This window comes from Pseudomonas qingdaonensis, from assembly GCF_018398475.1.
Lineage (GTDB): Bacteria > Pseudomonadota > Gammaproteobacteria > Pseudomonadales > Pseudomonadaceae > Aquipseudomonas > Aquipseudomonas palmensis.
In genome coordinates, this window is the sequence record NZ_CP074676.1 from 4,245,731 (window position 1) to 4,271,011 (window position 25,281).

Annotated in this window: 28 protein-coding genes; 2 read left to right on the plus strand and 26 right to left on the minus strand. The window is 63.5% G+C overall.

The features are described 5' to 3' along the window. Positions 1 to 96: 96 nt before the first annotated feature. The 16 genes from KH389_RS19250 to KH389_RS19325 all read right to left on the minus strand — a co-directional run bounded on the left by KH389_RS19250 (position 97) and on the right by KH389_RS19325 (position 13,264). A complete protein-coding gene (locus tag KH389_RS19250) occupies positions 97 to 657 on the minus strand; it encodes a DUF1285 domain-containing protein (protein ID WP_043862867.1) in 561 nt (186 codons plus the stop codon). A 10-nt stretch (positions 658 to 667) separates the two neighbouring features. Beyond that, entirely contained in the window at positions 668 to 1,270 is a 603-nt protein-coding gene (locus tag KH389_RS19255; protein WP_043862868.1) for a DUF4823 domain-containing protein, read from the minus strand. Positions 1,271 to 1,348: 78 nt separating this feature from the next. Then, positions 1,349 to 2,317 carry a GTP 3',8-cyclase MoaA gene (locus KH389_RS19260; RefSeq protein WP_213606050.1) on the minus strand — a complete coding sequence of 323 codons (969 nt, stop codon included), beginning with the start codon at positions 2,315 to 2,317 and terminating at the stop codon, positions 1,349 to 1,351. Between the two features lie 105 nt (positions 2,318 to 2,422). Further along, positions 2,423 to 3,061, minus strand: a complete 639-nt coding sequence (locus KH389_RS19265; RefSeq protein ID WP_054915804.1) for a TetR/AcrR family transcriptional regulator — start codon at positions 3,059 to 3,061, stop codon at positions 2,423 to 2,425. Between the two features lie 432 nt (positions 3,062 to 3,493). Beyond that, entirely contained in the window at positions 3,494 to 4,282 is a 789-nt protein-coding gene (locus KH389_RS19270) for a TatD family hydrolase (protein WP_054915805.1), read from the minus strand. Between the two features lie 43 nt (positions 4,283 to 4,325). Continuing rightward, entirely contained in the window at positions 4,326 to 5,312 is a 987-nt protein-coding gene (locus KH389_RS19275) for a DNA polymerase III subunit delta' (protein ID WP_213606051.1), read from the minus strand. Continuing rightward, entirely contained in the window at positions 5,305 to 5,937 is a 633-nt protein-coding gene (tmk, locus tag KH389_RS19280) for a dTMP kinase (protein WP_054915807.1), read from the minus strand. Before tmk ends, KH389_RS19275 begins: the two co-directional genes overlap by 8 nt. Positions 5,938 to 5,956: 19 nt before the next feature. Beyond that, a complete protein-coding gene (mltG, locus tag KH389_RS19285; RefSeq protein WP_078479734.1) occupies positions 5,957 to 7,108 on the minus strand; it encodes an endolytic transglycosylase MltG in 1,152 nt (383 codons plus the stop codon). 3 nt (positions 7,109 to 7,111) lie between these two features. Next, positions 7,112 to 7,927: an aminodeoxychorismate lyase gene (gene pabC, locus KH389_RS19290; RefSeq protein ID WP_213606052.1), complete on the minus strand. Its 816-nt coding sequence runs from the start codon at positions 7,925 to 7,927 to the stop codon at positions 7,112 to 7,114. Next, positions 7,927 to 9,171, minus strand: a complete 1,245-nt coding sequence (fabF, locus tag KH389_RS19295; protein ID WP_043862876.1) for a beta-ketoacyl-ACP synthase II — start codon at positions 9,169 to 9,171, stop codon at positions 7,927 to 7,929. Before fabF ends, pabC begins: the two co-directional genes overlap by 1 nt. A 104-nt stretch (positions 9,172 to 9,275) precedes the next feature. Beyond that, positions 9,276 to 9,512, minus strand: a complete 237-nt coding sequence (acpP, locus tag KH389_RS19300; protein ID WP_003175607.1) for an acyl carrier protein — start codon at positions 9,510 to 9,512, stop codon at positions 9,276 to 9,278. A gap of 195 nt (positions 9,513 to 9,707) precedes the next feature. Continuing rightward, complete coding sequence (gene fabG, locus KH389_RS19305; RefSeq protein ID WP_043862877.1) at positions 9,708 to 10,448, minus strand: 3-oxoacyl-ACP reductase FabG; 741 nt, start codon at positions 10,446 to 10,448, stop codon at positions 9,708 to 9,710. 16 nt (positions 10,449 to 10,464) lie between these two features. Continuing rightward, positions 10,465 to 11,403 (minus strand): ACP S-malonyltransferase, encoded by a 939-nt coding sequence (gene fabD, locus KH389_RS19310; RefSeq protein WP_078479735.1) that lies wholly within the window; start codon positions 11,401 to 11,403, stop codon positions 10,465 to 10,467. A 126-nt stretch (positions 11,404 to 11,529) separates the two neighbouring features. Further along, entirely contained in the window at positions 11,530 to 12,537 is a 1,008-nt protein-coding gene (gene plsX / locus KH389_RS19315) for a phosphate acyltransferase PlsX (RefSeq protein ID WP_078479736.1), read from the minus strand. A 3-nt stretch (positions 12,538 to 12,540) separates the two neighbouring features. Continuing rightward, complete coding sequence (gene rpmF, locus KH389_RS19320) at positions 12,541 to 12,723, minus strand: 50S ribosomal protein L32 (RefSeq protein WP_010223221.1); 183 nt, start codon at positions 12,721 to 12,723, stop codon at positions 12,541 to 12,543. Positions 12,724 to 12,736: 13 nt separating this feature from the next. Further along, on the minus strand, positions 12,737 to 13,264 hold the full coding sequence (locus KH389_RS19325) for a YceD family protein (protein WP_054915811.1): 528 nt from the start codon (positions 13,262 to 13,264) through the stop codon (positions 12,737 to 12,739). A 95-nt stretch (positions 13,265 to 13,359) separates the two neighbouring features. Here KH389_RS19325 and KH389_RS19330 point away from each other — a divergent pair, with 95 nt between their 5' ends. Further along, positions 13,360 to 13,938 carry a Maf family protein gene (locus KH389_RS19330; RefSeq protein ID WP_043862881.1) on the plus strand — a complete coding sequence of 193 codons (579 nt, stop codon included), beginning with the start codon at positions 13,360 to 13,362 and terminating at the stop codon, positions 13,936 to 13,938. Between the two features lie 63 nt (positions 13,939 to 14,001). Here KH389_RS19330 and sppA read toward each other — a convergent pair whose 3' ends face one another. The 3 genes from sppA to rluC are packed head-to-tail and all read right to left on the minus strand — an operon-like array spanning position 14,002 to position 16,615. Further along, the gene (gene sppA / locus KH389_RS19335) at positions 14,002 to 14,985 is read right to left on the minus strand and encodes a signal peptide peptidase SppA (RefSeq protein WP_058541100.1); all 984 of its coding nucleotides are present in this window, start codon (positions 14,983 to 14,985) and stop codon (positions 14,002 to 14,004) included. A 6-nt stretch (positions 14,986 to 14,991) separates the two neighbouring features. After that, positions 14,992 to 15,669, minus strand: a complete 678-nt coding sequence (locus KH389_RS19340) for an HAD-IA family hydrolase (RefSeq protein ID WP_054915813.1) — start codon at positions 15,667 to 15,669, stop codon at positions 14,992 to 14,994. Next, positions 15,659 to 16,615: a 23S rRNA pseudouridine(955/2504/2580) synthase RluC gene (gene rluC / locus KH389_RS19345; RefSeq protein WP_043862884.1), complete on the minus strand. Its 957-nt coding sequence runs from the start codon at positions 16,613 to 16,615 to the stop codon at positions 15,659 to 15,661. Before rluC ends, KH389_RS19340 begins: the two co-directional genes overlap by 11 nt. Before the next feature lie 743 nt (positions 16,616 to 17,358). Between rluC and rne the strand changes: the two genes are divergently transcribed. Then, positions 17,359 to 20,571 (plus strand): ribonuclease E, encoded by a 3,213-nt coding sequence (gene rne, locus KH389_RS19350; RefSeq protein ID WP_043862885.1) that lies wholly within the window; start codon positions 17,359 to 17,361, stop codon positions 20,569 to 20,571. Positions 20,572 to 20,698: 127 nt separating this feature from the next. On the opposite strand, the gene murB is transcribed toward rne, so the two are convergent. From murB to KH389_RS19385, 7 genes are read right to left on the minus strand one after another with little or no spacing between them, the layout of a single operon-like run. Continuing rightward, positions 20,699 to 21,718 carry a UDP-N-acetylmuramate dehydrogenase gene (gene murB, locus KH389_RS19355; RefSeq protein ID WP_043862886.1) on the minus strand — a complete coding sequence of 340 codons (1,020 nt, stop codon included), beginning with the start codon at positions 21,716 to 21,718 and terminating at the stop codon, positions 20,699 to 20,701. Next, entirely contained in the window at positions 21,715 to 22,179 is a 465-nt protein-coding gene (locus tag KH389_RS19360) for a low molecular weight protein-tyrosine-phosphatase (protein WP_054915815.1), read from the minus strand. The genes murB and KH389_RS19360 overlap by 4 nt, the downstream gene beginning before the upstream one ends. Continuing rightward, positions 22,179 to 22,943, minus strand: coding sequence for a 3-deoxy-manno-octulosonate cytidylyltransferase (gene kdsB, locus KH389_RS19365; protein ID WP_043862888.1), 765 nt, complete (start codon positions 22,941 to 22,943; stop codon positions 22,179 to 22,181). Before kdsB ends, KH389_RS19360 begins: the two co-directional genes overlap by 1 nt. Continuing rightward, complete coding sequence (locus KH389_RS19370) at positions 22,940 to 23,125, minus strand: Trm112 family protein (RefSeq protein ID WP_003247142.1); 186 nt, start codon at positions 23,123 to 23,125, stop codon at positions 22,940 to 22,942. Before KH389_RS19370 ends, kdsB begins: the two co-directional genes overlap by 4 nt. 37 nt (positions 23,126 to 23,162) lie before the next feature. Then, positions 23,163 to 24,173 (minus strand): tetraacyldisaccharide 4'-kinase, encoded by a 1,011-nt coding sequence (gene lpxK / locus KH389_RS19375; protein ID WP_043862889.1) that lies wholly within the window; start codon positions 24,171 to 24,173, stop codon positions 23,163 to 23,165. Continuing rightward, positions 24,173 to 24,604, minus strand: coding sequence for an ExbD/TolR family protein (locus KH389_RS19380; RefSeq protein WP_054915817.1), 432 nt, complete (start codon positions 24,602 to 24,604; stop codon positions 24,173 to 24,175). Before KH389_RS19380 ends, lpxK begins: the two co-directional genes overlap by 1 nt. After that, a complete protein-coding gene (locus tag KH389_RS19385; protein WP_162484877.1) occupies positions 24,601 to 25,236 on the minus strand; it encodes a MotA/TolQ/ExbB proton channel family protein in 636 nt (211 codons plus the stop codon). Before KH389_RS19385 ends, KH389_RS19380 begins: the two co-directional genes overlap by 4 nt. Positions 25,237 to 25,281 lie beyond the last annotated feature (45 nt).

Here is a 25,281-nt window from a genome sequence, read left to right on the forward strand (position 1 = left end):
CCTCTGAAATACTCGAAAAACCCGCCTTTTGGCGGGTTTTTTCGTTTTGGTCTTCAGCCCGGGCCAGGACTGCCGGGCGATACAGGCTGCGACAGGCTATTGCTGCCCGATTGGAAAGAACTGCCCCGCACTCCATACGCCCAGCCATGGCTGCCCATCGATGTCGCGCGTTACAGCCAGCTCTACCAGCTGGTAAAACACGCTGCGATGGATCAGCGCCTCGAGGTTGTTGCGCATGTGCACGTAAGGCGAAGGCTCCTGTGTCAGCGGGTCGATCACGAAGCGCAGCGGGTGCTCGGGCCCGGCCTCGACCACATCCTCCACATTGCTGGTGAAGCGCAGCACCTGCTGCTCACCACTGCCCTGCACGTCCATGAGCACCGCCACGAACGGCGCATCATCGACCTGGATTCCGACCTTTTCCACAGGCGTGACCAGGAAGTAGTCATCACCGTCGCGACGGATGATGGTGGAGAACAGACGCACCATCGGCTTGCGACCAATCGGGGTGCCCAGGTAGTACCAGGTACCGTCGCGGGCGATTCGCATGTCGATGTCGCCGCAGAAGTCCGGATTCCACAGGTGGACCGGCGCCGGACCTTTGCCGACCTTCGGGAGTTGCGCCAACAGGTCATTGGCCTTGCCGGTATCCACCATCATCTGCTCCTCAGCGGCTCATGCCCAACAAACTGCGAGCGTAATCCTCAAGCGGTGCCGCAATCAAATCCTGCGGCTGATTGTCGTGGAACGTCAGCAAACCGCCACGGCTGCGGATGCTCACGGTATCGATCAGATAGCGGGTACTGGTTTCGATCAGCATCAGCTGAATTCTTCCGGTGTCGACACCCAGGCGGTCCACCGCCTGCTCGTCGTACCACTCGTCACCATTGCCGATACGGTTGTCGGCCTTGGCAAAACGCGCATACAGCAGGTAATGCGCGCCCACGTCGCGCGCCTGGGACAAGGCATCCTCCAGCCCCAGCGGACCCTCGGCACGTCGCACCAGCGGGAAGTACTCGACAAAGGCCTTGAAGGCTTCCTCGGCCACCACGTTGGGCCGCGGATAGGCATTGCCCGGCGGCACGAACACGCCCTGACCGATGAAGACGAACGAGTCGGGCTGCAGGCGCACCGACAACGAACGGCGGGTTTCGCTATGGTCGAGCAGGCCGGCGTCGCTCATGTGGTAGCGCACACCTTCGCCCATATCGCTCACATTCATGCAGCCACCCAGCGCCATCAGCGCCAGCAGCAGAACCAGGCTACGCATCTTTCCTCCAGAAGCCGGTGACGGAAAACCGGCGAACAGCCGCCAGATGCAGGTTTTGCGCCAGCTGGAGGGTATGGCTCAACCGCCGATGATCTTCATCACCGTGGCACCGCCTGAAAAAGCCACGGCCTGCTTGTCGCCCAGGGCCTTCATCAACATGCCCTGCAAGGCCGGCAACGCCTGGTGGCGCGGCTTGTCGAGCAGGTCACCGATGAAATGCCGGTTGCTCGACGACAGGCAGCCATGCAGCCACCCGGTAGAAGACAGACGCAGGCGCGAGCAGGTTCGGCAGAACGGCACGCTTTCGTTGGCGATCACGCCGAAGTGGCCTTGCCCCGGCACCCGGTAGCGCAATGCAGTGGCGTCCACTGGCGCATCGGCCTGGGCGTACTCGTGATGCTCGCCGATCAGTTGCAGCAACTGCTCCAGGCTCACGAACTGCTGCAGGAAAGCGTTGTGGTCGCTGGCCAGGTGCCCCATGCGCATCAATTCGATAAAGCGCAGTTCATAGCCACGGGCCAGGCAGTAGTCGAGCAGCGGCAGCACCTGATCGAGGTTGCGCCCGCGCAGTGGCACCATGTTCACCTTGATCTTCATGCCGGCGTCGCTGGCCTTGTGCATGCCATCGAGCACGCTGGCCAGATCCCCGCCACGGGAGATCCCGCGGAAGGCATCGGCGTCGAGGGTATCAAGGGAGACGTTCAGGCGCCGGATGCCGGCATCCAGCAGCAATGGCAGCTTGCGCGCGAGCAACTGGCCATTGGTGGTCAGGGCGATGTCATCGAGGCCGAGCACCGACACGCCAGCCAGGAAGGCGTCGAGCTTGGGACTGACCAGGGGTTCGCCACCGGTGATACGCAGGCGCTCGATACCGGCAGCTTCGATCAGCCAGGCCACCCCACGCACCATGGCCTGGGCCGAGAGCTCATCCTGCGCTGCGACCAGACGCTTGCCGTCCGGCACGCAATAGGTGCAGGCATAGTTGCACGCCGCGGTGAGGCTGACGCGCAGGTTGCGAAAACGTCTGCCTTGACGGTCGACGATCATGGAGCACTCCGGCAAGTGTGAATCGGGCTTGCAAAACCTGACTCAGAAATCAGTTTTTTGCAAGCCTCTTACCTGAGTATATGCCTGCACGGCGCCAGCGAGCATTCAGCTGCCAGATGGCTCCGGGTCGCGCTTGCGCTTGTTGCCCATGCGCACGCCAATGTCCATGAGGAACTGGAAGAAGCCTTCCTGGTCCTCCAGCACATTGCTCCAGAACGGCGAGTGATACAGTGCCACCGCGCCATGCACCAGGGCCCAGGCTGCGCAGTAGTGGAAATACGGCGGCACGTCCTCGAGCTTGCCCTCGGTGATGCGACCCTTGATCAGCAGGGTCAGGCGCTCGAAGTTGGAGGCACGGATCTTGTGCAGCTCCTCGACCATTTCCGGCACCTGGTTGCCTTTGACCACCTTCTCTTCGAGGCGGTCGAACAGGCGGTAGCGCTGCGGGTCGCGCATGCGGAATTCGAAGTAGGCACGCGACAGGGCCTCCTTGTCGCGATCCACATCGGCAGAGTGCAGCAGTTCGTTCAAATCGCGCTCGTAGTCGAGCATCAGGCGCAGGTAGATCTCCGCCTTGGACTTGAAGTGCTTGTAGATCGTGCCTTTGCCGATACCCACGGCGTCAGCGATCATCTCGACGGTGACACTGTCTTCACCCTGTTCGAGAAACAGCTTGAGCGCGGTATCGAGAATCTCTTGCTCTCGGCGACGAAACTCACGGACCTTACGAGGTTCTTTCTGCATAAGAAGGACTGGATCAAAATCGAAGCCCGTTATTATGCCTAACTTGCGCAAAAATGCACGGATCATCCGCGCATGCCTATGTTTCTTGATGAGTTTGAACAGGCCGGCGACCCGGTTGCCCGAAGCGGACCTCCCCTTCCCCTGCCCCAGACGTGCAATCCAGGCGGTCAGGCGCACGGCAGAGCAATGCGTGCTCAGCAGGGCCGCACGTATTCCAAATCTGTTTAAAAAACGATCAACCCTTGGTGGAATCGCGGCGAACCTGACCAATACTTGAGGTGTTGGCGCGACGCATCCCCCCAAGTGACGCGCCGATAAGGGTGAACACGGACCGCTCGCCTTTGTTTTACTCCTAATGGTCTTAACCCGGATTCCCCCCAGAACCCGGGTTTTTTTTGCCCGCGCGACCGCCACGGCGACCGCGCAGCGGGGTCAGGCCACCCGCACCCGCGCCAGGGGGAACAGACGCCTGAAGTTCTCGGTGGTCTGTTGCGCCAGCTGCTCGTAACGCTCCCCCCGCACCAACGCGATGAACTCCGCCACGTCACGCACATACTCCGGCAAGTTCGGCTTGCCGCGGTGCGGAATCGGCGCCAGGTACGGTGAGTCGGTCTCTACCAGCAAACGATCTGCCGGCACCTGCCGCGCCACATCACGCAACGCGTCGGCATTGCGGAACGTGACAATCCCCGACAACGAAATGTAATACCCCAGGTCCAGCGCTGCCTTGGCCATCTCCCAGTCTTCGGTGAAGCAGTGCAGCACGCCCGCCTGCGGCAATGCCGCCTCGCGCAGCAGGGTCAGGGTATCGGCGCGCGCCGCACGGGTGTGGATGACCACCGGCTTGCCGGTGAGCCTGGCCGCCTCCAGGTGCAGGCGAAATGACGCCTGTTGCAACTGTGCAGCCTCGGGCTCGTAGTGATAGTCCAGCCCGGTCTCACCAATAGCCACCACCTCGGGGTGGTTCAGTTCGCCGAGCAGCCAGTCCAGCGCCGGCGCTTCGCCTGGCGCCAGGTCCAGCGGGTGGATGCCGACCGAGCAGTCCACATCAGGGTAGCGCGCTGCCAGCGCCCTGACCTGGGCCGCATTGTCGGCACTTACGCCGATGCACAGGAAATGCCCGACACCCCGTGCCCGCGCGGCATCCAGCGCGGCATCCAGGGAGCCACCATGGGCGGCGAGGTCGAGACGGTCGAGGTGGCAATGGGAATCTACAAGCATGGGCGTAATGACAACACTGAAAATGGAGGATCGAAAGGCCAGCTCAACGCTGACCCGGCAACAGGGCCCAGGAGGCCAGCAACGCTTCGAGCAACAGCACGCGGTTGAGGTTGGCCTTGTTCAGCACCTTCTGGCGCTGCACAAGAATCCAGTCCTGGATATCCAGCACCTTGCCCTGCGGGCTCTTCTGGGCAAGGTACTGCACGACCTTGCGCATGTCGGCCAGCCCCAGGCCCTCTTCGTCCTGGGTCAGCTGATAGCGCAGGATCAGGTTGGACCAGTCGCAGAACCAGTCGAACAGCAACAACAGCGGGATGCTGTTCCAGCCTTCGGCCAACTGGGTCGCGGACTGCTGCTGCTTGAGCAGCTTCTTGACCCCCTCGACCACCTGCGCGCGCTGCTCGCGCACACCCTGGGCCTGCAGGCTGACAGCCAGCAGTGGCGAACCTGCTGCAAGGCTCAGCAGTTCGTGGCGCTCGGCCTCGTCACTGTCGGGTAACGCGGCTGCCAGCCACGCCTCGCTCTGCGCCTGACTTGGCAACGGGCAGGCCTGTTGCTGGCAACGGCTCTTGATGGTCGGCAGCAACCGGCTGGGCTGGTGACTGACCAGCAACAGCACGGTATCGCCCGAAGGCTCTTCGAGGCTCTTGAGCAAGGCGTTGGCAGCGTTGATGTTCATTGCCTCGACCGGCTCGATGAGAATCACCTTGCGTCCGCCCATCTGCGCGGTCTGCACCACGAAGCTGACCAGGTCGCGCACCTGGTCGACCTTGATCGGCTTGTCGGCCTCTTCAGGCTCCAGGATGTAGTTGTCCGGGTGACTGCCCGCCTTCAGCAACTGGCACGACTTGCAGTGCCCGCACGCCTCAAGCCCCTCGGGCTGGCGGCACAGCAGAAACGCCATCAGGCGCTCGGCCAGCGCCCGCTTGCCGATGCCTTGCGGGCCGTGCAACAGGTACGCATGAGCATGCTGTGTGCGCCCGGCCAGTTGCTGCCAGAGCGTCGCCTGCCACGGGTAGGCCTCAGCCACGGCAACGCTCCAGGATCTGCGGCAGCAACGCATCCAGGGCGAGTTGAACCCGGGCCAGCGGTTGCGCGGCATCGACCAGGTGATAGCGCGCCGGGTCGGCGGCTGCGCGGGCCAGGTAGGCCTGGCGAACAGCCTGGAAAAACGCCTGGCCTTCCTGCTCGAAGCGATCCAGCCGCCCGCGCGCCGCTGCGCGCGAAAGGCCGACCTCCACCGGCAGGTCGAACACCAGGGTCAGGTCGGGGCGCAGGTCGCCCTGGACGAAGGTTTCAAGGGTGGCAATGCGCTCGACCGACAGCCCGCGGCCACCGCCCTGGTAGGCATAGGTGGCATCGGTGAAACGGTCGCACAGGACGATGGCGCCCCGCGCAAGCGCCGGGCGGATCACCTGGGCCAGGTGCTGGGCGCGCGCGGCGAACACCAGCAACAGCTCGGTGTCGGCATCCATCGTCTCATCGCTGGGGGCCAGCAACAGTTCGCGTATGCGCTCGGCCAGCGGGGTGCCGCCCGGCTCGCGGGTCAGCACCACATCCAGCCCGTGGGCGCGCAGGTGCTCGGCCAGGTACTCGCGATTGGTGCTCTTGCCCGCGCCTTCGGGACCTTCCAGGGTGATAAACAAGCCGCTCACAGGCAGTCCTTAATCAGGGTCATTGCGGGGTAGGTTCGCTGGCCGGGGGAACATCCGGCTGCACCGAGGGCTCGGCAGGCTGCGGTGCAGCCTGGGGCGCCTCGGGCGCAGGAACCTCGTTCGGGGTGTCGCCGGCGCTTGGCGCCGGGCTTGAACGGTAGTCGGCACGCCGCTTGATCTGGTACTCGCGCACGGCAGAATTGTGCGCCCCCAGGTCGTCGGAGAACACATGGCTGCCATCGCCCCGGGCGACGAAGTACAGGCTGCTGCCCGGCTCCGGGTTCAAGGCCGCGTGAATGGCTTCACGCCCGACCATGGCAATCGGCGTCGGCGGCAGGCCGGCGATCACGTAGGTGTTGTAGGGCGTGGGCTCACGCAGGTCGGCGCGGGTGATCTTGCCGTTGTAGCGTTCGCCCATGCCATAGATCACGGTAGGGTCGGTCTGCAGCAGCATGCCGATCTGCAGGCGACGCACGAAGACGCCGGCGATCTGACCACGCTCCTGTGGCACGCCGGTTTCCTTCTCGACCAGCGAGGCCATGATCAGCGCCTGGTAAGGGTCGCGATAGGGCGCAGCCGGGGAGCGCTCGTTCCACTCCTTGGCCAGCACCTCCTCCAGGCGCGCGTACGCCTGCTGCAGGAACTCGACATCGCTCATGCCGCGCACGAACCGATAGGTGTCAGGGAAGAAGCGCCCCTCGGGGAACACGCCCGGGTGCCCGAGCTTGTCCATGACCTCGCTGTCGCTCAGGCCATCCAGGGTCTGGCGGATCTTTTCATGTCTGGCCAGTGCCGAGCGCACCTGGCGGAAATTCCAGCCCTCGACCAGGGTCAGGCTGTACTGCACCACGTCACCACGCCGCCACGCCTCGAACAGGTCGCGCACGTTCATGCCGGGGGTCATGCGGTACTCGCCGGTATGCAAAGCCACGCTCGGCATGTTGAAGCGCCAGTAAAGGCGCAGCCAGAAGGCGTCGCGGATCACGCCGTCCTGCTGCATGCGGTAGAACATGCGGTTGGGCGTGGTGCCGGTAGGAACATCGAGCAACCGCTCGCCGGTCAGGTGCAGCGGCTGCTCCAGCGCCGAGTGCACCTTCCAGGCCGAGAAGCCCAATAGCAGGCCGGCCAGGATCAACCCGGTCTCCAGCAGCACCAACAATTTACGTCTCACGAATCAGGCATCCAGTAGCGTACGGGCAATGGCCTGCAGTTTACGGGTGAGCGGCCCCGGCGACCAGTTCAGCGATGCAAATGCACGCACCGGCCATACGCCATACACGCTGTTGCACAGCAACACTTCGTCGGCCTGCTCGAGATCGGCCAGCGCCAGGTCGACCACACGGGCCGTGATACCGTGGCGCGGCGCCTCGTCCAGCAAGGCAGCGCGCATTACCCCGGCCACGCCGCAACGCGCCAGGTCGGCGGTGTACAGCACGCCATCGCGCACCACGAACAGGTTGCTGTAGACACCTTCGATCACGCGCCCGGATACATCACGCATCAAACCTTCAGCGTACTCGGCGCCCTGCCACTCGGCCCGTGCCAGTACCTGCTCCAGGCGATTGAGGTGCTTGAGCCCGGCAAGCAAGGGTTGCTCGGCCAGGCGGGTCTGGCAGGCAAACAGCCTTACCCCCTGCTCGGCGTTCTGCGGCGGGTAGCTGGCGGCGGGGCTGGCCTGAAGAATGCGACGCGGCGGTGCACCGGCAGCCGGGGCATAGCCGCGCTGACTGTCGCCACGGGTGAGAATGAGCTTGAGCACGCCATCACCCAGCAAGCCGGCATAACGGCATACCTCGTCGCGGATGAGCGGATGATCGGCGTCGATCGCCAGGCGCTGGCAACCCAGCGCCAGGCGGTCGAGGTGATACGTCAGCAGCGAGGGCTGCCCGGCCCGCACGGCGATGGTCTCGAACAGACCATCGCCATAGGCCAGCCCGCGGCTGCTCAACGTCAGGGCGTCAGCCGGCAGGCCATCGACCCAGCTGTGCATCACTCGGCGAACCGGCGGAACACCAGCGAGCCATTGGTACCGCCAAAACCGAAGGAGTTCGACAGCACGACCTCGATCGGCATGTTGCGCGGCTGGTGCGGCACGAAGTCCAGGTCGCAGCCTTCATCCGGCTCATCGAGGTTGATGGTCGGCGGCGCCACTTGCCCATTGATGGACAGCACGCTGAAAATCGCCTCTACCGCGCCGGCAGCCCCCAGCAGGTGACCGGTCATCGACTTGGTCGAGCTCACGGCCAGCTTGTAGGCGTGCTCGCCGAACACCGACTTGATCGCTGCCACTTCGGCCAGGTCGCCGGCAGGCGTCGAGGTACCGTGGGCGTTGATGTAGCCGACTTCGCTGGGGTTCACGCCCGCATCGCGCAAGGCGTTGGCCATGCAACGGGCCGCACCGGCGCCGTTGTCGGGCGGCGAGGTCATGTGGTAGGCGTCGCCACTCATGCCAAAACCAACCAGTTCGGCATAGATGGTCGCGCCCCGCGCCTTGGCGTGCTCGAGCTCTTCGAGCACCAGCGCACCGGCACCGTCGGACAGCACGAAACCGTCACGGCCCTTGTCCCACGGCCGGCTGGCACGGGTTGGCTCGTCGTTGCGCGTCGACAGCGCACGCGAAGCGCCAAAACCGCCCATACCCAGGCCACAGGCCGCCATCTCTGCGCCACCGGCGATCATCACGTCGGCTTCGCCGTAGGCGATATTGCGCGCCGCCATGCCGATGCAGTGCGTGCCCGTGGTGCAGGCAGTGGCAATGGCGTAGTTGGGCCCCTGTACACCCAGGTGGATCGACAGGAAACCGGAAATCATGTTGATGATCGAGCCTGGCACGAAGAACGGCGAAATGCGCCGCGGGCCTTGCTCGTGCAAGGTCCGGCTGGTTTCTTCGATATTGGTCAGGCCGCCGATGCCCGAACCCATGGCCACGCCGATACGCTCACGGTTGGCATCGGTGACTTCCAGCCCGGCATTGCGCACCGCCTGGAACCCGGCCGCCAGGCCGTATTGAATGAACAGATCGAGCTTGCGGGCTTCCTTGACCGACAGGTACTGCTCGACTTCAAAGCCCTTTACCGAGCCGCCAAAACGGGTGGAGTAGGCAGACAGGTCAGTATGCTCGATCAGACCTATGCCACTGCGGCCAGCCAGAATGCCTTGCCAACTGCTTGGCACATCCGTGCCCAGTGGCGACAGCATACCCATACCGGTGACCACGACGCGTCTACGCGACACAGCACTCTCCTTATTCTATGGTCTACATCTCATGCAAAGAAAAAACCGCACGCCAGTAACGGCAGTGCGGTTTTTCCATGACAAGAAGCGACGACTACAAAGTCTTAAGCCTGGTGGCTGGTGACGTAGTCGATGGCTGCTTGAACAGTAGTGATCTTCTCGGCTTCTTCGTCAGGGATTTCGGTCTCGAATTCCTCTTCCAGAGCCATCACCAGCTCAACGGTGTCAAGGGAATCGGCACCCAGATCTTCTACGAAGGAAGCGGTGTTGACCACTTCTTCTTCTTTAACGCCCAGTTGCTCGGCGACGATTTTCTTGACGCGTTCTTCGATGGTGCTCATACCTAGTTTTCACTCCTAATGGATATATGTCAGGCAGCTGGCCGGTGTGTAAGTTTATAGAAAGACGCCCGCTTTTCAAGCGTAATGCATCCCTCGAACTTCACACCCACCTGCCGCCTAGAATTTGGTTGCAGCTTTATAACGGATTTTAGACAGCTCGTATGACATTTTTTTGAAGCAATCCGTCACATTTAACTACATGTACATCCCGCCGTTGACCGGGACAGTCGCACCGGTCACGTAAGCTGCGCCGTCAGAGGCCAGGAACGCAACCACTTTCGCGATTTCGTCGACCTGGCCCAGACGACCCAGCGGAATCTGGTTTTGCAGCGCTTCACGCTGTGCCTCTGGAAGTTCGCGGGTCATGTCGGTATCGATGAAACCCGGCGCTACCGAGTTCACGGTGATCGCACGGGAGCCGACTTCACGCGCCAGGGCGCGGCTGAAGCCTTCCAGGCCGGCCTTGGCGGCGGCGTAGTTGACCTGGCCGACGTTACCCATGGCCCCAACGACCGAACCGATGCTGATGATACGACCCCAGCGCGCCTTGGTCATGCCGCGCAGCACGCCCTTGGACAGACGGTAGAGGCTGTTGAGGTTGGTATCGATGACGTCGAACCACTCGTCGTCTTTCATGCGCAGCATCAGGTTGTCGCGGGTGATGCCGGCGTTGTTGACCAGGATGGTCGGCGCACCGAACTGCACCTGGATAGAAGCGAGGGTGGCGGTGACCGACTCGTCGCTGGTCACGTTCAGCTCCAGCCCGGTACCGGCGATGCCGTGCTCCTTGAGGGTCGCGGCAATACGCTCGGCGCCGGAGGCGGACGTGGCGGTACCGATGACGGTGGCGCCCAGACGCCCCAGTTCCAGGGCGATCGCCTGGCCAATGCCACGGCTGGCGCCGGTGACCAGTGCAACTTTACCTTGCAGGCTCATGCAAGTTTCTCCTAAATCAGGCCAGCGCCGCACGGGTGGCGGCGAAAGCATCCGGGGTATTGAGGTTGAAGGTGTTCACGCCGTCGGCGCAGCGCTTGTTCAAGCCGGCCAGCACCTTGCCGGGGCCGCACTCGACCAGTTGCACCGCGCCATTGGCGGCCAGGGTCTGCACGCATTCGACCCAGCGTACCGGCTTGTACAGCTGCTCCAGCAGGTCGCGTTTGAGGGTATCGAGATCGCCAGCCACGCCCGCACTGACGTTCTGCACCAGCGGGATCTGCGGGGCCTGCCAGTCGATGGCGTTCACCGATTCGGCAAACCGCTCGGCGGCCGGGCGCATCAGCTCGCAGTGCGACGGCACGCTGACCGGCAGCGGCAGCGCACGTTTGGCGCCGGCGGCCTTGCAGGCTTCCATGGCGCGCTCTACAGCAGCCTTGGCACCGGCAATGACAACCTGGCCCGGGGAGTTGAAGTTGACCGCACTGACCACCTCACCCTGCGCAGCCTGAGCACACAGGTCCACGACCACGGCGTCATCCAGGCCCAGAATCGCAGCCATGGCGCCCTGCCCGGCCGGCACGGCCTCCTGCATGAGCTCGCCGCGACGCTTGACCAGCTTGACCGCCTCACCCAGGCTCAGGCTGCCGGCAGCCACCAGCGCACTGTATTCACCCAGGCTGTGCCCGGAAACGAATGCAGGGCGCGCGCCACCTTCGGCCAGCCACAGGCGCCACAGGGCGATCGAGGCGGTCAGGATGGCCGGCTGGGTTTTGTCCGTCTGGTTGAGTTGTTCTTCCGGGCCCTGCTGGGTCAGTGCCCACAGGTCGTAACCGAGAGCCTCGGAGGCCTCACGGAAGGTATCGATGACCAGCGGGTACTGGGCGCCCAGCTCGGCAAGCATGCCGAGCGACTGCGAACCTTGGCCAGGAAAGACGAATGCGAGGGATGCAGACATTGAACAAGCCCCTAATGATCTTGTCGTCGAAAATAGCGCCCAGCCGGGGCTGAGCGCGAGAAAACTGACAATTGGATGGTAACGAGAACCAAGCGGTCACATTTATGCACGTCGTTGTGCCGATGCCTAAGGCAGCAGATCCTCCAGACGGCCGTGCAAGCGCTGCGGCAGGTTCTCCTGGATCTCGATCAGCGCCCGCTGTATCGCGCTCTGGAAACCCTGCACACCGGCCGAGCCATGACTCTTGATAACGATGCCCTGCAGGCCGAGAAAACTCGCGCCATTGTGGCGCGCCGGCGCAAGGTCGGCCTTCAGGCGACTGAGCAGCGGCATCGCCAGGGCCCCCACCGCCCGCGCCATCAGGCCACGCTTGAACAGCGCCTCGATGCGCCCACCGATCATGGTGGCCAAGCCTTCGCTGGACTTGAGCAGGATATTGCCGACAAAGCCGTCGCACACCACCACATCCGCTTCGCCACGGTACAGGCCATCGCCTTCGACAAAGCCGATGTAGTTGAGGCCGCGGGCATTTTGCAGCAGCGTCGCAGCCAGCTTGACCTGCTGGTTGCCCTTGATGTCTTCGGTACCGATGTTGAGCAGCGCCACGCGCGGCCGGGAAATGCCCAGCGCTTGCGCCGCCACCGAGCCCATCACGGCGAACTGGAACAGGTGCTCGGCGCTGCAGTCGACGTTGGCCCCCAGATCAAGCAGCTGGCAATAGCCGGTCTGGGTCGGTATGGCCGCCACCATCGCCGGCCGATCGATGCCGGGCAGGGTCTTGAGCACATAGCGCGACAACGCCATCAGCGCGCCGGTGTTGCCGGCGCTCACGCAGGCCTGCACCTTGCCATCACGCAATAATTCGAGGGCCACGCGCATCGACGAGTCGGGCTTGCCACGCAGCGCCTGGGACGGCCGCTCATCCATGCCGATCACTTCGCTGGCCGGCACAATATGCAGGCGCGCGCGATCCGCTGCCGACTGGCCAGCGATCAGATCTTCAAGGAGGGAGGGTTGACCGACGAGGGTCAGGTGCAGCGAGGGAGTAGCCGACAGGCAAGCAATGCTGGCCTGAACAATGCTGCGGGGACCGAAGTCCCCGCCCATTGCGTCAATCGCGATCTGAGCGGACAAGGATTACTCGTCAGCGCCCTTGTCGATCACTTTGCGACCACGGTATACGCCTTCTGGCGATACGTGGTGACGCAGGTGCACTTCACCAGTGGTTTTCTCTACGGACAGAGCGTTTTCCGAGAGAGCGTCGTGCGAACGGCGCATGTCACGGGCAGAGCGGGATTTTTTGTTCTGCTGAACAGCCATAATTGATTAACTCCTAAACGTTTGGGTCACGCTTTAACTGCGCCAATACACTGAACGGGTTGGACCGCGTTACCTCGTCCTTGCTCGGTTCGGGCTCATCGGCGCCCGCCGGCTGCTGGCATTCTTCCGGATGATGAGCAGGCACGATGGGCAAGGCGAGCAGAAGCTCTTCCTCGACCAATGCTTGCAGATCCAAAGGATCTTCGCCCAGTTCCAGCACGTCATAACCTTTCGGTAACGACTGGGTATTCGCACCCTCTTTCACCACAGCATATGTAGATTCGCTGTGGATCGGCAGGGTGACCAGCTCAAGACAACGCTGGCAAACCATCTTGACCTCGACGGTCAGAGCACTGTGGATAACCACGGTTTTCTGTTCGTCTCGCTCAAAATCGAATTTAGCCTGCACCGTACCGACATCGTCGGAAAGCGGGTCGCAGAGTCTCTCCAAATCGGCGAGTAGCAGCGTTCCTTCGAGAGAAACACCACGATCGGCCAATTTGCGCGGGTCAACGTGAGGTGGAATCGGGTCATTCAACATAGGCGCAGCATTCTAGGGATGCCCCCCGCCCCTGTCAAAGGAAATTCGGCCCCGTTCAACATGTTAGAATCGGCGCACCTGCTCAGGAGTTCATCATGCTGCCCTTGTTACTGGCTTCCAGCTCACCCTACCGGCGCGAATTGCTGGCGCGACTGCAACTGCCCTTTGCCTGGGCAGCGCCCGATATCGACGAACAGCGCATCGGCGAAGAGCCCGCCCCAGAGCTGGTCAAGCGCCTGGCCAGGCACAAGGCCGAGGCATTGGCTGCCAGCCATCCGGGGCATCTTATCATCGGCTCCGACCAGGTTGCCGTGCTGGGCGAACAGATTCTGGGCAAGCCACACACCTTCGAAAAGGCCTGCGAGCAATTGCTGGCTGCGAGCGGCAATCACGTCACCTTCCTGACCGGCGTGGCGCTGCTCAATACCCAGAGCGGCCATTGCGAGGTCGATTGCGTTCCATTTACCGTGCACATGCGCGAACTGGACCTGCCACGCATCGAACGCTACCTGCACGCTGAGCAACCCTATGACTGCGCCGGCAGCTTCAAGTGCGAAGGGCTGGGGGTGAGCCTGTTCCAAAGCACCCACGGCTGCGATGCCACCAGCCTGGTGGGACTGCCGCTGATCCGACTGGTCGACATGCTGCTCAAGGAAGGGGTGAGCATACCGTGAGGGCAAGCCAATACCAGCAATAAAAAACCGGCCATCTGGCCGGTTTTTCATTAATCAGCACTCTCAGCGCAGTGCCGGCCCCTGAAAGCCCATCCACATAGCCAGGTGCTCGGCGACGCTGGCACCCAGGCGCTTGGAGAAGCGATCAAACGGCGACTCTTCGACGGTGAAATCAACCAGGGTCTTCTCCCCCACCACCTCACGCGCCACATAATCGGCATTACCCAGGGCGTCCACCAGCCCCAGCTGCACGGCCTGCTCACCCGACCAGATCAGCCCGCTGAACAGCTCGGGATGCTCCTTGTCCTTGAGCCGCTCGCCGCGCCCCTGCTTCACACTGGCAATGAACTGCTTGTGGGTGGTGTCCAGCACACCCTGCCAGAAGGCCGTTTCGTCCGGTTTCTGCGGCTGGAATGGATCAAGGAAGGCCTTGTGCTCACCCGCCGTATAGGTACGACGCTCGACACCCAGCTTCTCCATGGTGCCGACAAAGCCGTAGCCAGCTGCCGTCACACCAATCGAGCCCACCAGGCTGGCCTTGTCGGCATAGATTTGGTCAGCCGCACTGGCGATATAGTAGGCACCCGACGCACCCAGGTCGCTGATGACCGCGTACACCTTGACCGACGGCTTGGCGGCCTGCAGACGACGAATCTCGTCATAGATGTAGCCAGACTGCACCGGGCTGCCGCCCGGGCTGTTGATACGCAGCACTACCGCCTTGGTCTTGGCGTCGTCGAAGGCCGCACGCAGGCTGGCTATCACGTTGTCGGCGCTGGCCGGCTCCTTGTCCGCAATGATCCCGCGCACCTCGATCAGCGCCGTATGGCTCGCGCCACGGGCGGCGGTCTTGTCGATATCCATCAACGGCGAAAACAGGGCCAGGATGCCGAACAGGTACACGAACGTCAGCAGCTTGAAAAAAATACCCCAGCGCCGGGCCCGACGCTGCTCCTGCACGCCCGCCAGCAAGGTCTTCTCGAGCAGCTTCCAGCTGGTGCGCTCTTCGTTCTTTTCGGCGTCAGGCGCCTTCCACTCGTCAGTCATGCTCACCTACCCTGGAAATTCGATTGCAGCGGTTCGGCCTAGCCACGCCTGCAATTGTGAAAAGTGCTGTATGGACAACTGCGGCTCGTAAACGCTCAATGCCTCGAGCGACAGCGCCCCATGCCCCACCGCCACCGAATGCATGCCGGCATTGCGCGCCATCAGCAGGTCGAACGACGAATCGCCCACCATCAACGCACGGCTCGCCGGCACCTGGCAATGGGCCAGGATCTCCTCGAGCATGCGCGGGTGCGGCTTGCCCATGGTTTCGTCGGCAGCCCGGGTAATGTCGAAGAACGTTTCCCAGCCATTGGCCACCAGCACCCGGTCCAGGCCGCGACGCGCCTTGCCGGTAGCGACTGCCAGGCGATAGCCATCGGCCCTGAACGACTCGAGGGCCTCGACCACGCCGGGATACAACGGCGACGGCTGGGTATCCAGGGCCATATAGATGTCGGCGTAATGCTGACGAAACGCCATGACTTCAGGCTGATCCAGATGCGGGTACAGCGTGCTGATCGCCTCGGGCAGCGCCAGGCCGATGATGCCCTTGACCGCCTCGTCCGAGCACAGCGCATAGCCGGCACGCTCGGCCGAGCGATGCATCGCTTCGACGATGCGCCCGATCGAATCGGCCAGCGTGCCGTCCCAATCGAAGATCAGCAGGTCGTAATCACGGCGCACTCAAACGCTCCACGGTCTTGGCCCACATGTCGTCCACCGGCGCCTCCAGCTTCAGCTCGCCGCCATCGGGCAACGGCACGGTCAGCGCATAGGCATGCAGGAACAGGCGCTTGCCGCCCAGCTCGCGGATCTCGCGAGTGAAATCCTCGTCGCCATACTTGCTGTCGCCGGCGATGCAATGCCCGGCATGCAGGGTATGCACGCGAATCTGGTGGGTACGGCCAGTAATCGGGCGTGCCTCGACCATGGTCGCGAAATCGCCGAAACGGCGCAGCACGCGAAACAGGGTGAGCGCCTCCTTGCCTTCGTCGTTGATTTCCACCATCCGCTCGCCGGAACGCAGGTTGCTCTTGAGCAGCGGCGCATTGACCTGCTTCTTGGCCGTGGCCCAGTGACCACGCACCAGCGCCATGTAGCGCTTGTCGACGCCGTCACCGCGCAACGCGGCATGCAGATGGCGCAACATGCTGCGCTTCTTGGCGATCATCAGCAGACCGGAGGTATCGCGATCGAGCCGATGCACCAGCTCCAGCTCCTTGGTATCCGGGCGCAACTGACGAAAGGCTTCGATCACACCGTAGTTCAGCCCGCTGCCGCCGTGCACGGCGATGCCAGCAGGCTTGTTGAGCACGATCAGGGCCTTGTCTTCGTACACGATGGCCGCTTCGAGTCGCTGAAGCAGGCCCTGTGCCAGCGGCACCGGCTCGTCACGCTCAGGCAGACGAACGGGCGGCACGCGCACGATATCGCCGGCCTGCAATTTGTACTCTGGCTTGATCCGTCCCTTGTTCACCCGCACTTCGCCTTTGCGCAAAATGCGATAAATCAAGGTCTTGGGAACGCCCTTGAGTGCAGTGATCAGGAAGTTGTCGATCCGTTGGCCGGCAAGTTCCGGCGCGACCTCGATCAGCTGGACGCCGGAGGTCGGAGGGGTAGTAGTCGTCATTTGCGAATCATAACAATTTTTTATGGATTTGAAGCACTTAATGATTGCTGCTATAGTCGCGAACGCCGCCAAAAGCGGCTGGCCAGCGGACCAATGGCTTTGAGCCGGCCCTGACCTACGCAATTCTCGAGGACGCGAGGCCGTCCGACGGGGCTTTCGCCAGTTTACAGAAGTGCCTGGAATCGCTACCAGCGCCGATGAGAGAAGACCGATAAAAAACAACAAGAGCGGTGTTTGACCCTCCTGCACGTTTTTTTCGATGCCCACTCCTTCAGTGCAGTCGCTTTCACGCAGTCACGGCGAATGCTTCGGAAATACCAGCCTTAGCCATAGAAAGCGCGGGCTCCCGTATGGAGCTGGCGATAACTGCAACCCGTTGCGGATTCAGCGCGCGGCAGCACCCGAATTATCAGGGATACGTGTAGGGTGGAGATGCACAACCGTCGGACCGTGTAGCACTGCGTCCAGTCCACAGGCCCTCTGGCCCGCGACCGGACCCGGTCTTGATCAAGATGCCCCAGGGTGTCCACGGCCGAAGGCTGATTCCTCCTCCTGACTGAGTGCATTTGACACCACAGCTAGCAGGACGCGTCGTCGCGACTTCGGCAGCACTGGGCGACCAGTCCGACCGCAAGCCGCTGGACACGGGATGGTCCGCCACCCCTGACGCACCCTGACACCGACCGTGAGAAGTCGTGTGTGCCGAACGCCGTTTCCGGCAGCCCGGAAACCGACGGTACTACATGAAAAGAATGCTGATTAACGCGACTCAACCCGAAGAGTTGCGTGTTGCTCTGGTAGACGGCCAGCGCCTCTACGATCTGGACATCGAGTCCGGTGCACGCGAGCAGAAAAAAGCCAACATCTACAAGGGCAAGATCACCCGCATCGAGCCCAGCCTTGAAGCCGCCTTCGTCGATTTCGGCTCCGAGCGCCACGGCTTTCTGCCCCTCAAGGAAATCTCCCGCGAATACTTCAAGAAGTCGCCCGAAGGCCGGGTGAACATCAAGGAAGTGCTGAGCGAAGGCCAGGAAGTCATCGTCCAGGTCGAGAAGGAAGAGCGCGGCAACAAGGGCGCCGCCCTGACCACCTTCATCAGCCTGGCCGGTCGTTACCTGGTCCTGATGCCTAACAACCCGCGTGCCGGCGGCATCTCCCGTCGCATCGAAGGCGAAGAGCGCAACGAACTGCGCGAAGCGCTCAACGGCCTGGTTGCCCCTGCCGACATGGGCCTGATCGTTCGCACTGCCGGCCTGGGCCGCAGCAGCGAAGAGATGCAGTGGGACCTGGACTACCTGCTGCAACTGTGGACCGCCATCAAGGAAGCGTCCCTCGACCGCGCAGCGCCGTTCCTGATCTACCAGGAAAGCAACGTCATCATCCGCGCCATCCGCGACTACCTGCGCCAGGACATCGGCGAAGTGCTGATCGACAGCGTCGACGCCCAGGAAGAAGCCCTGACCTTCATCCGCCAGGTGATGCCGCAGTACGCCAGCAAGATCAAGCTGTACGAAGACAGCGTGCCGCTGTTCAACCGCTTCCAGATCGAAAGCCAGATCGAGACCGCCTTCCAGCGCGTCGTCGACCTGCCATCGGGCGGCTCGATCGTGATCGACCCGACCGAAGCCCTGGTGTCCATCGACATCAACTCGGCGCGCGCCACCAAAGGCAGCGACATCGAGGAAACCGCCCTGCAGACCAACCTGGAAGCGGCCGAGGAAATCGCCCGCCAACTGCGTCTGCGTGACATCGGCGGCCTGATCGTCATCGACTTCATCGACATGACCCCGGCCAAGAACCAGCGCGCCGTCGAAGAAAAGGTGCGCGAGTGCCTGGAAGCCGACCGTGCCCGCGTACAGGTCGGCCGAATTTCGCGCTTCGGCCTGCTGGAAATGTCCCGCCAGCGCCTGCGCCCTTCCCTGGGCGAAAGCAGCGGCATCGTCTGCCCGCGCTGCAGCGGCACCGGCATCATCCGTGACGTCGAATCGCTGTCGCTGGCAATCCTGCGCCTGATCGAGGAAGAAGCCCTGAAGGATCGCACTGCCGAGGTGCGTGCCCAGGTGCCGATCCCGGTCGCCGCGTTCCTGCTCAACGAAAAACGCAACTCGATCACCAAGATCGAACTGCGCACCCGGGCGCGTATCGTCATTCTGCCGAACGACCACCTGGAAACCCCGCATTTCGAAGTGCAGCGCCTGCGCGACGACAGCCCGGAAGCCCTGAACAACCAGTCCAGCTACGAAATCGCTGCGACCGAAACCGAAGAAGTGCAACCGGCTGCCGCCACCCGCACCCTGGTTCGCCAGGAAGCCGCGGTCAAGACTGCACCGGCCCGCGCCAATGCTCCGGTACCGGCTCCGGAAGCCCCTGCTGCCCCAGCCGCCCCGGTACACGCCCTGCCAGAGCCAAGCCTGTTCAAGGGCCTGGTCAAGTCGCTGGTCAGCCTGTTCGCCGGCAAGGAAGAACCTGTGGCCGCCGCACCGGTGGTAACCGAGAAGCCTGCCACCGAGCGTCCTCAGCGCAACGAGGAGCGTCGCAACGGTCGCCAGCAGAGCCGCAACCGCAACGGTCGTCGCGATGAAGAGCGCAAGCCACGCGAAGAGCGTGCCGAGCGCGCGCCACGTGAGCCGCGTGAAGAACGCCAGCCTCGCGAAGCCCGTGAAGAGACCTCGACCCGCGAAGAACGCGCACCACGCGCCCCGCGTGAAGAACGTCAGCCGCGTGCCCCACGCGAAGACCGTCGCCCACGCGAAGATCGCCCGGTACGCGAACTGCGTGAGCCTCTGGATGCCACCCCGGCCCCGGCCGTCCGCGAAGAACGTCCTGAGCGCGCCCCGCGCGAAGAGCGTCAGCCACGTGAAGAGCGTGCACCGCGTGAAGAGCGCGCACCACGTGAAGAACGTGCCCCTCGCGAGGAGCGCGCACCGCGTCCGCCACGCGAAGAGCGTCAGCCACGCCCGGCCGAGCCGGTCGAGGATGCGGCCGAGGAGCAACTGCCAAACGAAGAGCTGCTGCAGGATGACAACCAGGAAGGCGCCGAAGGCGATCGTCCACGTCGTCGCTCGCGCGGTCAGCGTCGTCGCAGCAACCGTCGTGAGCGTCAGCGTGATGCCAACGGCAATGTGGTCGAAGGCAGCGAAGACGGCACCGAAGAAGGCGCCGAACAAGCTGGCGAACAACCTGCTGCTGCGGAAAAACGCAGCGAAGGCAATGCGCAGCCTTCGGGCGTGGAACTGGCTGCCGGCCTGGCCGTGACTGCCGCCGTTGCCACCAGCAACATCAGTGCCGACGCCGAGGCCCAGGCCAACGCTCAGGCCGAGCGTGCAACTGCTGCTGTCGATGACACCCCAGCCGTCGTGGCCGAAACGCCTTTCGAGGCCGGCACCGTCGAACCAGTGGTTGTCGAAACCAGCACCGAGTCGAACGAAACAGCTCGACAGCCCGCTGCCGAAGAAGCTGTTGCTGAACAAGCGGCCATCGCCCCTGTGATCGAACAACCGTTCGAAGCACCGGTGCAGGCAGTCGAGTCGAGCATCGAGCCTGTCGTCGAAGTTGCTCCGCAACCAGTCGAGGCCCAGATCGAGGCCGAGGCCAAGGTAGAGGCTCTGGTGGAAGCACCGGCTCAAGCCCCTGAGCAGGCGCCAGCTGTCGAAGCGCCCGTCGAGGCACCTGTAGCTGCCGAGCCGGTCATCGCCCTGCCGAGCGAGCCTGAAGCGCCGGCTGCAGTCGAAGCCGAGCCGGTCATTGCCGCTGAGCCAGCACCGGTCGCCGAGGCACAGGCACCGATCGCCGAGCCTGCCGAGGTTGAGGCACCGGTCGTCACGCTGGCCAACGGCCGTGCACCGAACGACCCGCGTGAAGTGCGTCGCCGCAAGCGCGAAGCTGAAGCCGCAGCGGCCGCCGCTGCTGCCGAGCAGTCGCAGGAAGCTGCAGAAGAGCATAAACCGCTCGTCTGACGGCCATTAAAAAGCCCCGCCAGTGCAAACTGGCGGGGCTTTTTGTTGCCTGATGCCTGGTGGTGGATGTGTCACCAACAACGCCGAACCCGCAGGAATCGGCGCTGCCAGCGAACAAGTCGCCCAGTCAATACAAGTTGGGTTCCATCTCCAGCGCGACGCCGAAGCGCGCCAGCACATCAGCCTGAATCCGCTGCGCCAGCGCATGCAACTGCTTGCCACTGGCCTGCCCGTAGTTCACCAGCACCAGCGACTGCAAACGGTGCACCCCGGCATCGCCCTCGCGAAACCCCTTCCAGCCCGCCTGCTCGATCAACCACCCCGCCGCCAGCTTTACCTGACCATCGGCCTGTGGATAACCTACCGCATCCGGATACGCCTCGCGCACGCGCTGCGCCAGTTCAGCGCTCACCACCGGGTTCTTGAAGAAGCTTCCGGCATTGCCCAGCTCGGCCGGGTCTGGCAGTTTTTCGCGACGAATGCTGCAGATGGCATCGCTGACATTCTGTGCGGTCGGCTGACCGATGCCCTGCTCACTCAGCCGCTGGCGTACCGGGCCGTAGTCCAGGTGCAGGTGCTCGGCGCGATTGAGCACGAAGCGAACCCGCAGGATCAGCCAGCGCCCGGGATTACGCTTGAACACACTGTCACGGTAGGCAAAATCACACTGTTCCAGCGCAAACTCGTGCAACTGGCCGGTTTCCCGATCCAGTGCCGTCAGCCCGGCAAACACGTCCTTGATCTCCACGCCATAGGCGCCGATGTTCTGCATCGGCGCCGCCCCGACGGTACCGGGGATCAGGCTGAGGTTTTCCAGCCCCGACAGTCCCTGGGCCAGGGTCCACTGCACGAAGGGATGCCAGGGCTCACCCGCCTCTGCCTCGACCACCACGCGCTGGCCATCATCCGACAGTATCCGCACACCGACACTGGCCATGCGCAGCACCAGCGCCTGGATATCGGCAGTCAGCAGCAGGTTGCTGCCGCCACCGATCACCAGCACCGGCAGGTGCTGTTCGGCTGCGTGCGCCAGCAGCTGGCGCACTTCGTCATCGTTGTGTGCCTGGGCGAAATACTGCGCCTTCACCTCGATTCCGAAGGTGTTGTAAGGCTTGAGTGAAACCTGCGATTGCACCTGCACGCTCATAGCCGGCCCTTCAGCTCGACCACCAGCTTGCTACAAGCCAGCTCAATGAGATCAAGCACCTGTTCGAAGCCCTCTTCGCCGCCGTAGTACGGGTCGGGCACTTCATCCAGCTCACCCTCGTAGCGGCGCAGGAACAGGTCCAGTTCGGCGGTACCGGCAGACGGTTGCAGCGCCTTGAGGTGGCCGAGATTGCTGGTGTCCATTGCCAGGATCAGGTCGTACCGGCTGAAGTCCTGCGCGCTCACCTGCTGTGCACGCTGTGCGGACAGGTCGTAGCCGCGCGCCAGCGCAGCGCGGCGGGTTCGGCTGTCGGGCGGCTTGCCCACATGCCAGTCTCCCGTACCCGCCGAGGCCACTTCGACCTGATCCTCGAGGCCTGCCAGCTTCAACTGATGGCGCAACACGCCCTCGGCCGTCGGCGAGCGGCAGATGTTGCCCAGACATACGAACAGGACGCGCATCAGGCCTCCAGCAAGCGCCGAACGCGCTCCAGGTCTTCAGGTGTGTCGACGCCCACAGGCGGCGCCTGCAAGGCATCGGCCACGTGGATGCGCACGCCGTTCCACAGCGCACGCAACTGCTCCAGCGACTCGGTCTGCTCCAGGCCGCACGGGCCCCAGGCGACGAAGTCCTGCAACAGGCCTGCGCGATAGGCGTACATGCCGATATGCCGGCGATAAGGCACACCCGCCGGCAATTGCTCGCGGCTCTGGGCAAACGCATCACGCGCCCACGGCAAGGGCGCACGGCTGAAGGTCAGGGCCAGGCCGTTGCGGTCGGTGCTCACCTTGACCGCATTGGGGTTGAACAGCACTTCGACGTCTTCGATCGGCTCGGCCAGCGTGGCAATGCCCGCTTCAGGATGCGCCGCCAGGTTGGCCGCCACCTGGTCGATGATCGCCGGGGGAATCAACGGCTCGTCACCCTGCACATTGACCACGATCGCATCTGCCGACAGGCCCAGCTGGGTGGCGACTTCGGCCAGGCGGTCGGTGCCCGACTGATGGTCCTCACGGGTCAGCAGCACCTCGGCGCCAAACCCCTGGCATGCAGCGACGATGCTCGGGTCATCGGTGGCAATCACCACGCGGGTGGCGCTGCTTCTGCGCGCCTGCTCCCAGACGTGCTGCACCATCGGCTTGCCGGCAATCGACAGCAATGGCTTGCCCGGCAGACGGGTGGAGCGCAGGCGTGCTGGAATCACAACGGTGAAATCCAGGCTCATTTGTCCAGGCGCTCGTCATCGGTAAGGGTTCGGGCTTCGCTCTCGAGCATCACCGGGATACCGTCACGAATCGGGTACGCCAGGCCGGCCCCCTTGCTGATCAGCTCGGTCTTGTCGGCGCTGAGCTTGAGCGGGCCTTTGGTGATCGGGCAAGCAAGGATGTCGAGCAATTTGGTGTCCATGGATATTCCTCAGGCCTGTGGCCGGAAAAAGAAAATGTCAGGGCTGGCGAGGCCCGGGCAGCAGACGCGCCAGCTGCGCGTCGAGCCAGGCCACGAAGGCCGGCGAAGGCAGTGCGTCGACCGCAAGATACCACCAGTCATCGGCGGCGAAAGCACGGCATTTCACCGCATCCTTCTCAGTCATGACCAGCGGCAATGACGGGGTGAAGCTCAGGGCCTGGGCGTTGTACGCCGCATGGTCGGCAAACGCATGCGGCACAGGCTGCCAGCCCAGCCCCTGCAGGGTGTTGAAAAATCGCTGAGGGTTGCCGATGCCGGCCACCGCATGCAATGCCTGGCCCGGCGCAAAATGCTCCAGGCCTCGGCGCTCGCCGCTGCGCAGGTTGACCAGTGCCGTAGGGGCCAGGGTGAAGGCAAAGCCATCGTCACGGTCGCTGAGGGCGCCGTTGTAGAGCACGGCGTCCACTTCATCCAGGCGCTCCACCGGCTCACGCAGCGGCCCGGCAGGCAGGCAGCGGCGATTGCCGAGGCCGCGGGCCGCGTCGATCAGCACCAGCTCGAGATCACGCGCCAGGCGGTAGTGCTGCATGCCGTCGTCGCACAGGATCAGGTCGAGCGGCTCGGCGTCGAGCAAGGCCCGCACGGCCTGGCTGCGATCGGGGTCGATCATCAGCGGCACGCCGGTGCGCTGCACGATCAGCAAGGGTTCGTCACCGGCCTGTTCGGCCGGTTGATCGGCACGCACGCGCCACGGCAGTTGCGGCGCAGTGGCCCCATAGCCTCGGCTGACCACCCCCACGCGCAGGCCGCGCTGGCGACAGTGCTCGATCAGAAACAGGATAAGCGGGGTCTTGCCGGTGCCACCCACGGTGATGTTGCCCACCACCAGCACCGGCACCGGTGCGCGATAGATGTCGCCCTGCCCGGCCAGAAAACGCTCGCGCTTGCCCCGCACCACCCGGCGATACAGGGCCTCGAGCGGGCGCAACAATACCAATGCCGGGTGGCCGGCATACCAGGCATGCAACAGGCGATCGGCAAGCGCCATCAAGGTGTCCCCTGGGCGGCCTCGACCGTGGTCATGCGCAACTGGCTGAAGCCGAGCTTGCCAGCGGCATCCATGGCGGTGACCACGGCCTGGTGCGGAGTCTTGCCGTCAGCGCTGATCGACAGCGGCATCTTGGTGTCGCCCTGTGATTCCTTCTGCAGGGCCTCGGTCAGGGTGCCCAGGTCGCTCTTGGGCAACAGGTGGTTGTTGACCGAGTACACGCCTTCGGCGCTGATGGTGATTTCCAGCTGCTTGGCCTCGGCGTCGGGCGCCGGAGCGCCGCTGACCGCCTCGGGCAGTTCGACACGCAACTGGGTTTCACGGGTGAAGGTGGTGGTCACCACGAAAAACAGCAGCAGGATGAACACCACGTCGATCAGCGAAGCGAGGTTGATGTCCACGGTCTCCCGTGGCTTGCGCCGGAATTTCACGCCTTGCCCTCGCTCAGGTCGACATCACGGTCCCCCTGGACCACTTCCACCAGCTTGATGGCCTCCTGCTCCATGCCCACCACCAGCTCATCGATGCGCCGTTGCAGGAAACGATGGAAGAATACTGCCGGGATACCCACCATCAGGCCGGCTGCGGTGGTGATCAACGCCTTGGAGATCCCCCCCGCCAATACCGAGGCATTGGTGGTCATGCCGGACCCGGTGAAGGCACTGAAGATATCGATCATGCCCAGCACGGTGCCCAGCAGGCCCAGCAGCGGCGCCATGGCCGCGATAGTGCCCAGTGCGTTGATGTAGCGCTCCAGCTCGTGGATGACACGGGCGGCGGCTTCCTCGATGCACTCCTTCATGATTTCGCGACCATGGCGGGAGTTGGCCAGGCCCGCGGCCAGGATCTCGCCCAGCGGCGAGTCGGCGCGCAGGGTCTTGAGCTTCTCGCTGGTGAGCTGTTTGTCCTTGATCCAGCGCCACACCTGGCCGAGCAGGTGCGGCGGGGTGACACGACTGGCGCGCAGGGTCCACAGGCGTTCGGCGACGATAGCCATGGCAGCGATGGAACTCAGAATGATCGGCAGCATCATCCAGCCACCGGACTTGACCAATTCCCACACAGTAGCGACCCCCTCGAAAAAGTCCGCCACTTTACCATAGGGGGC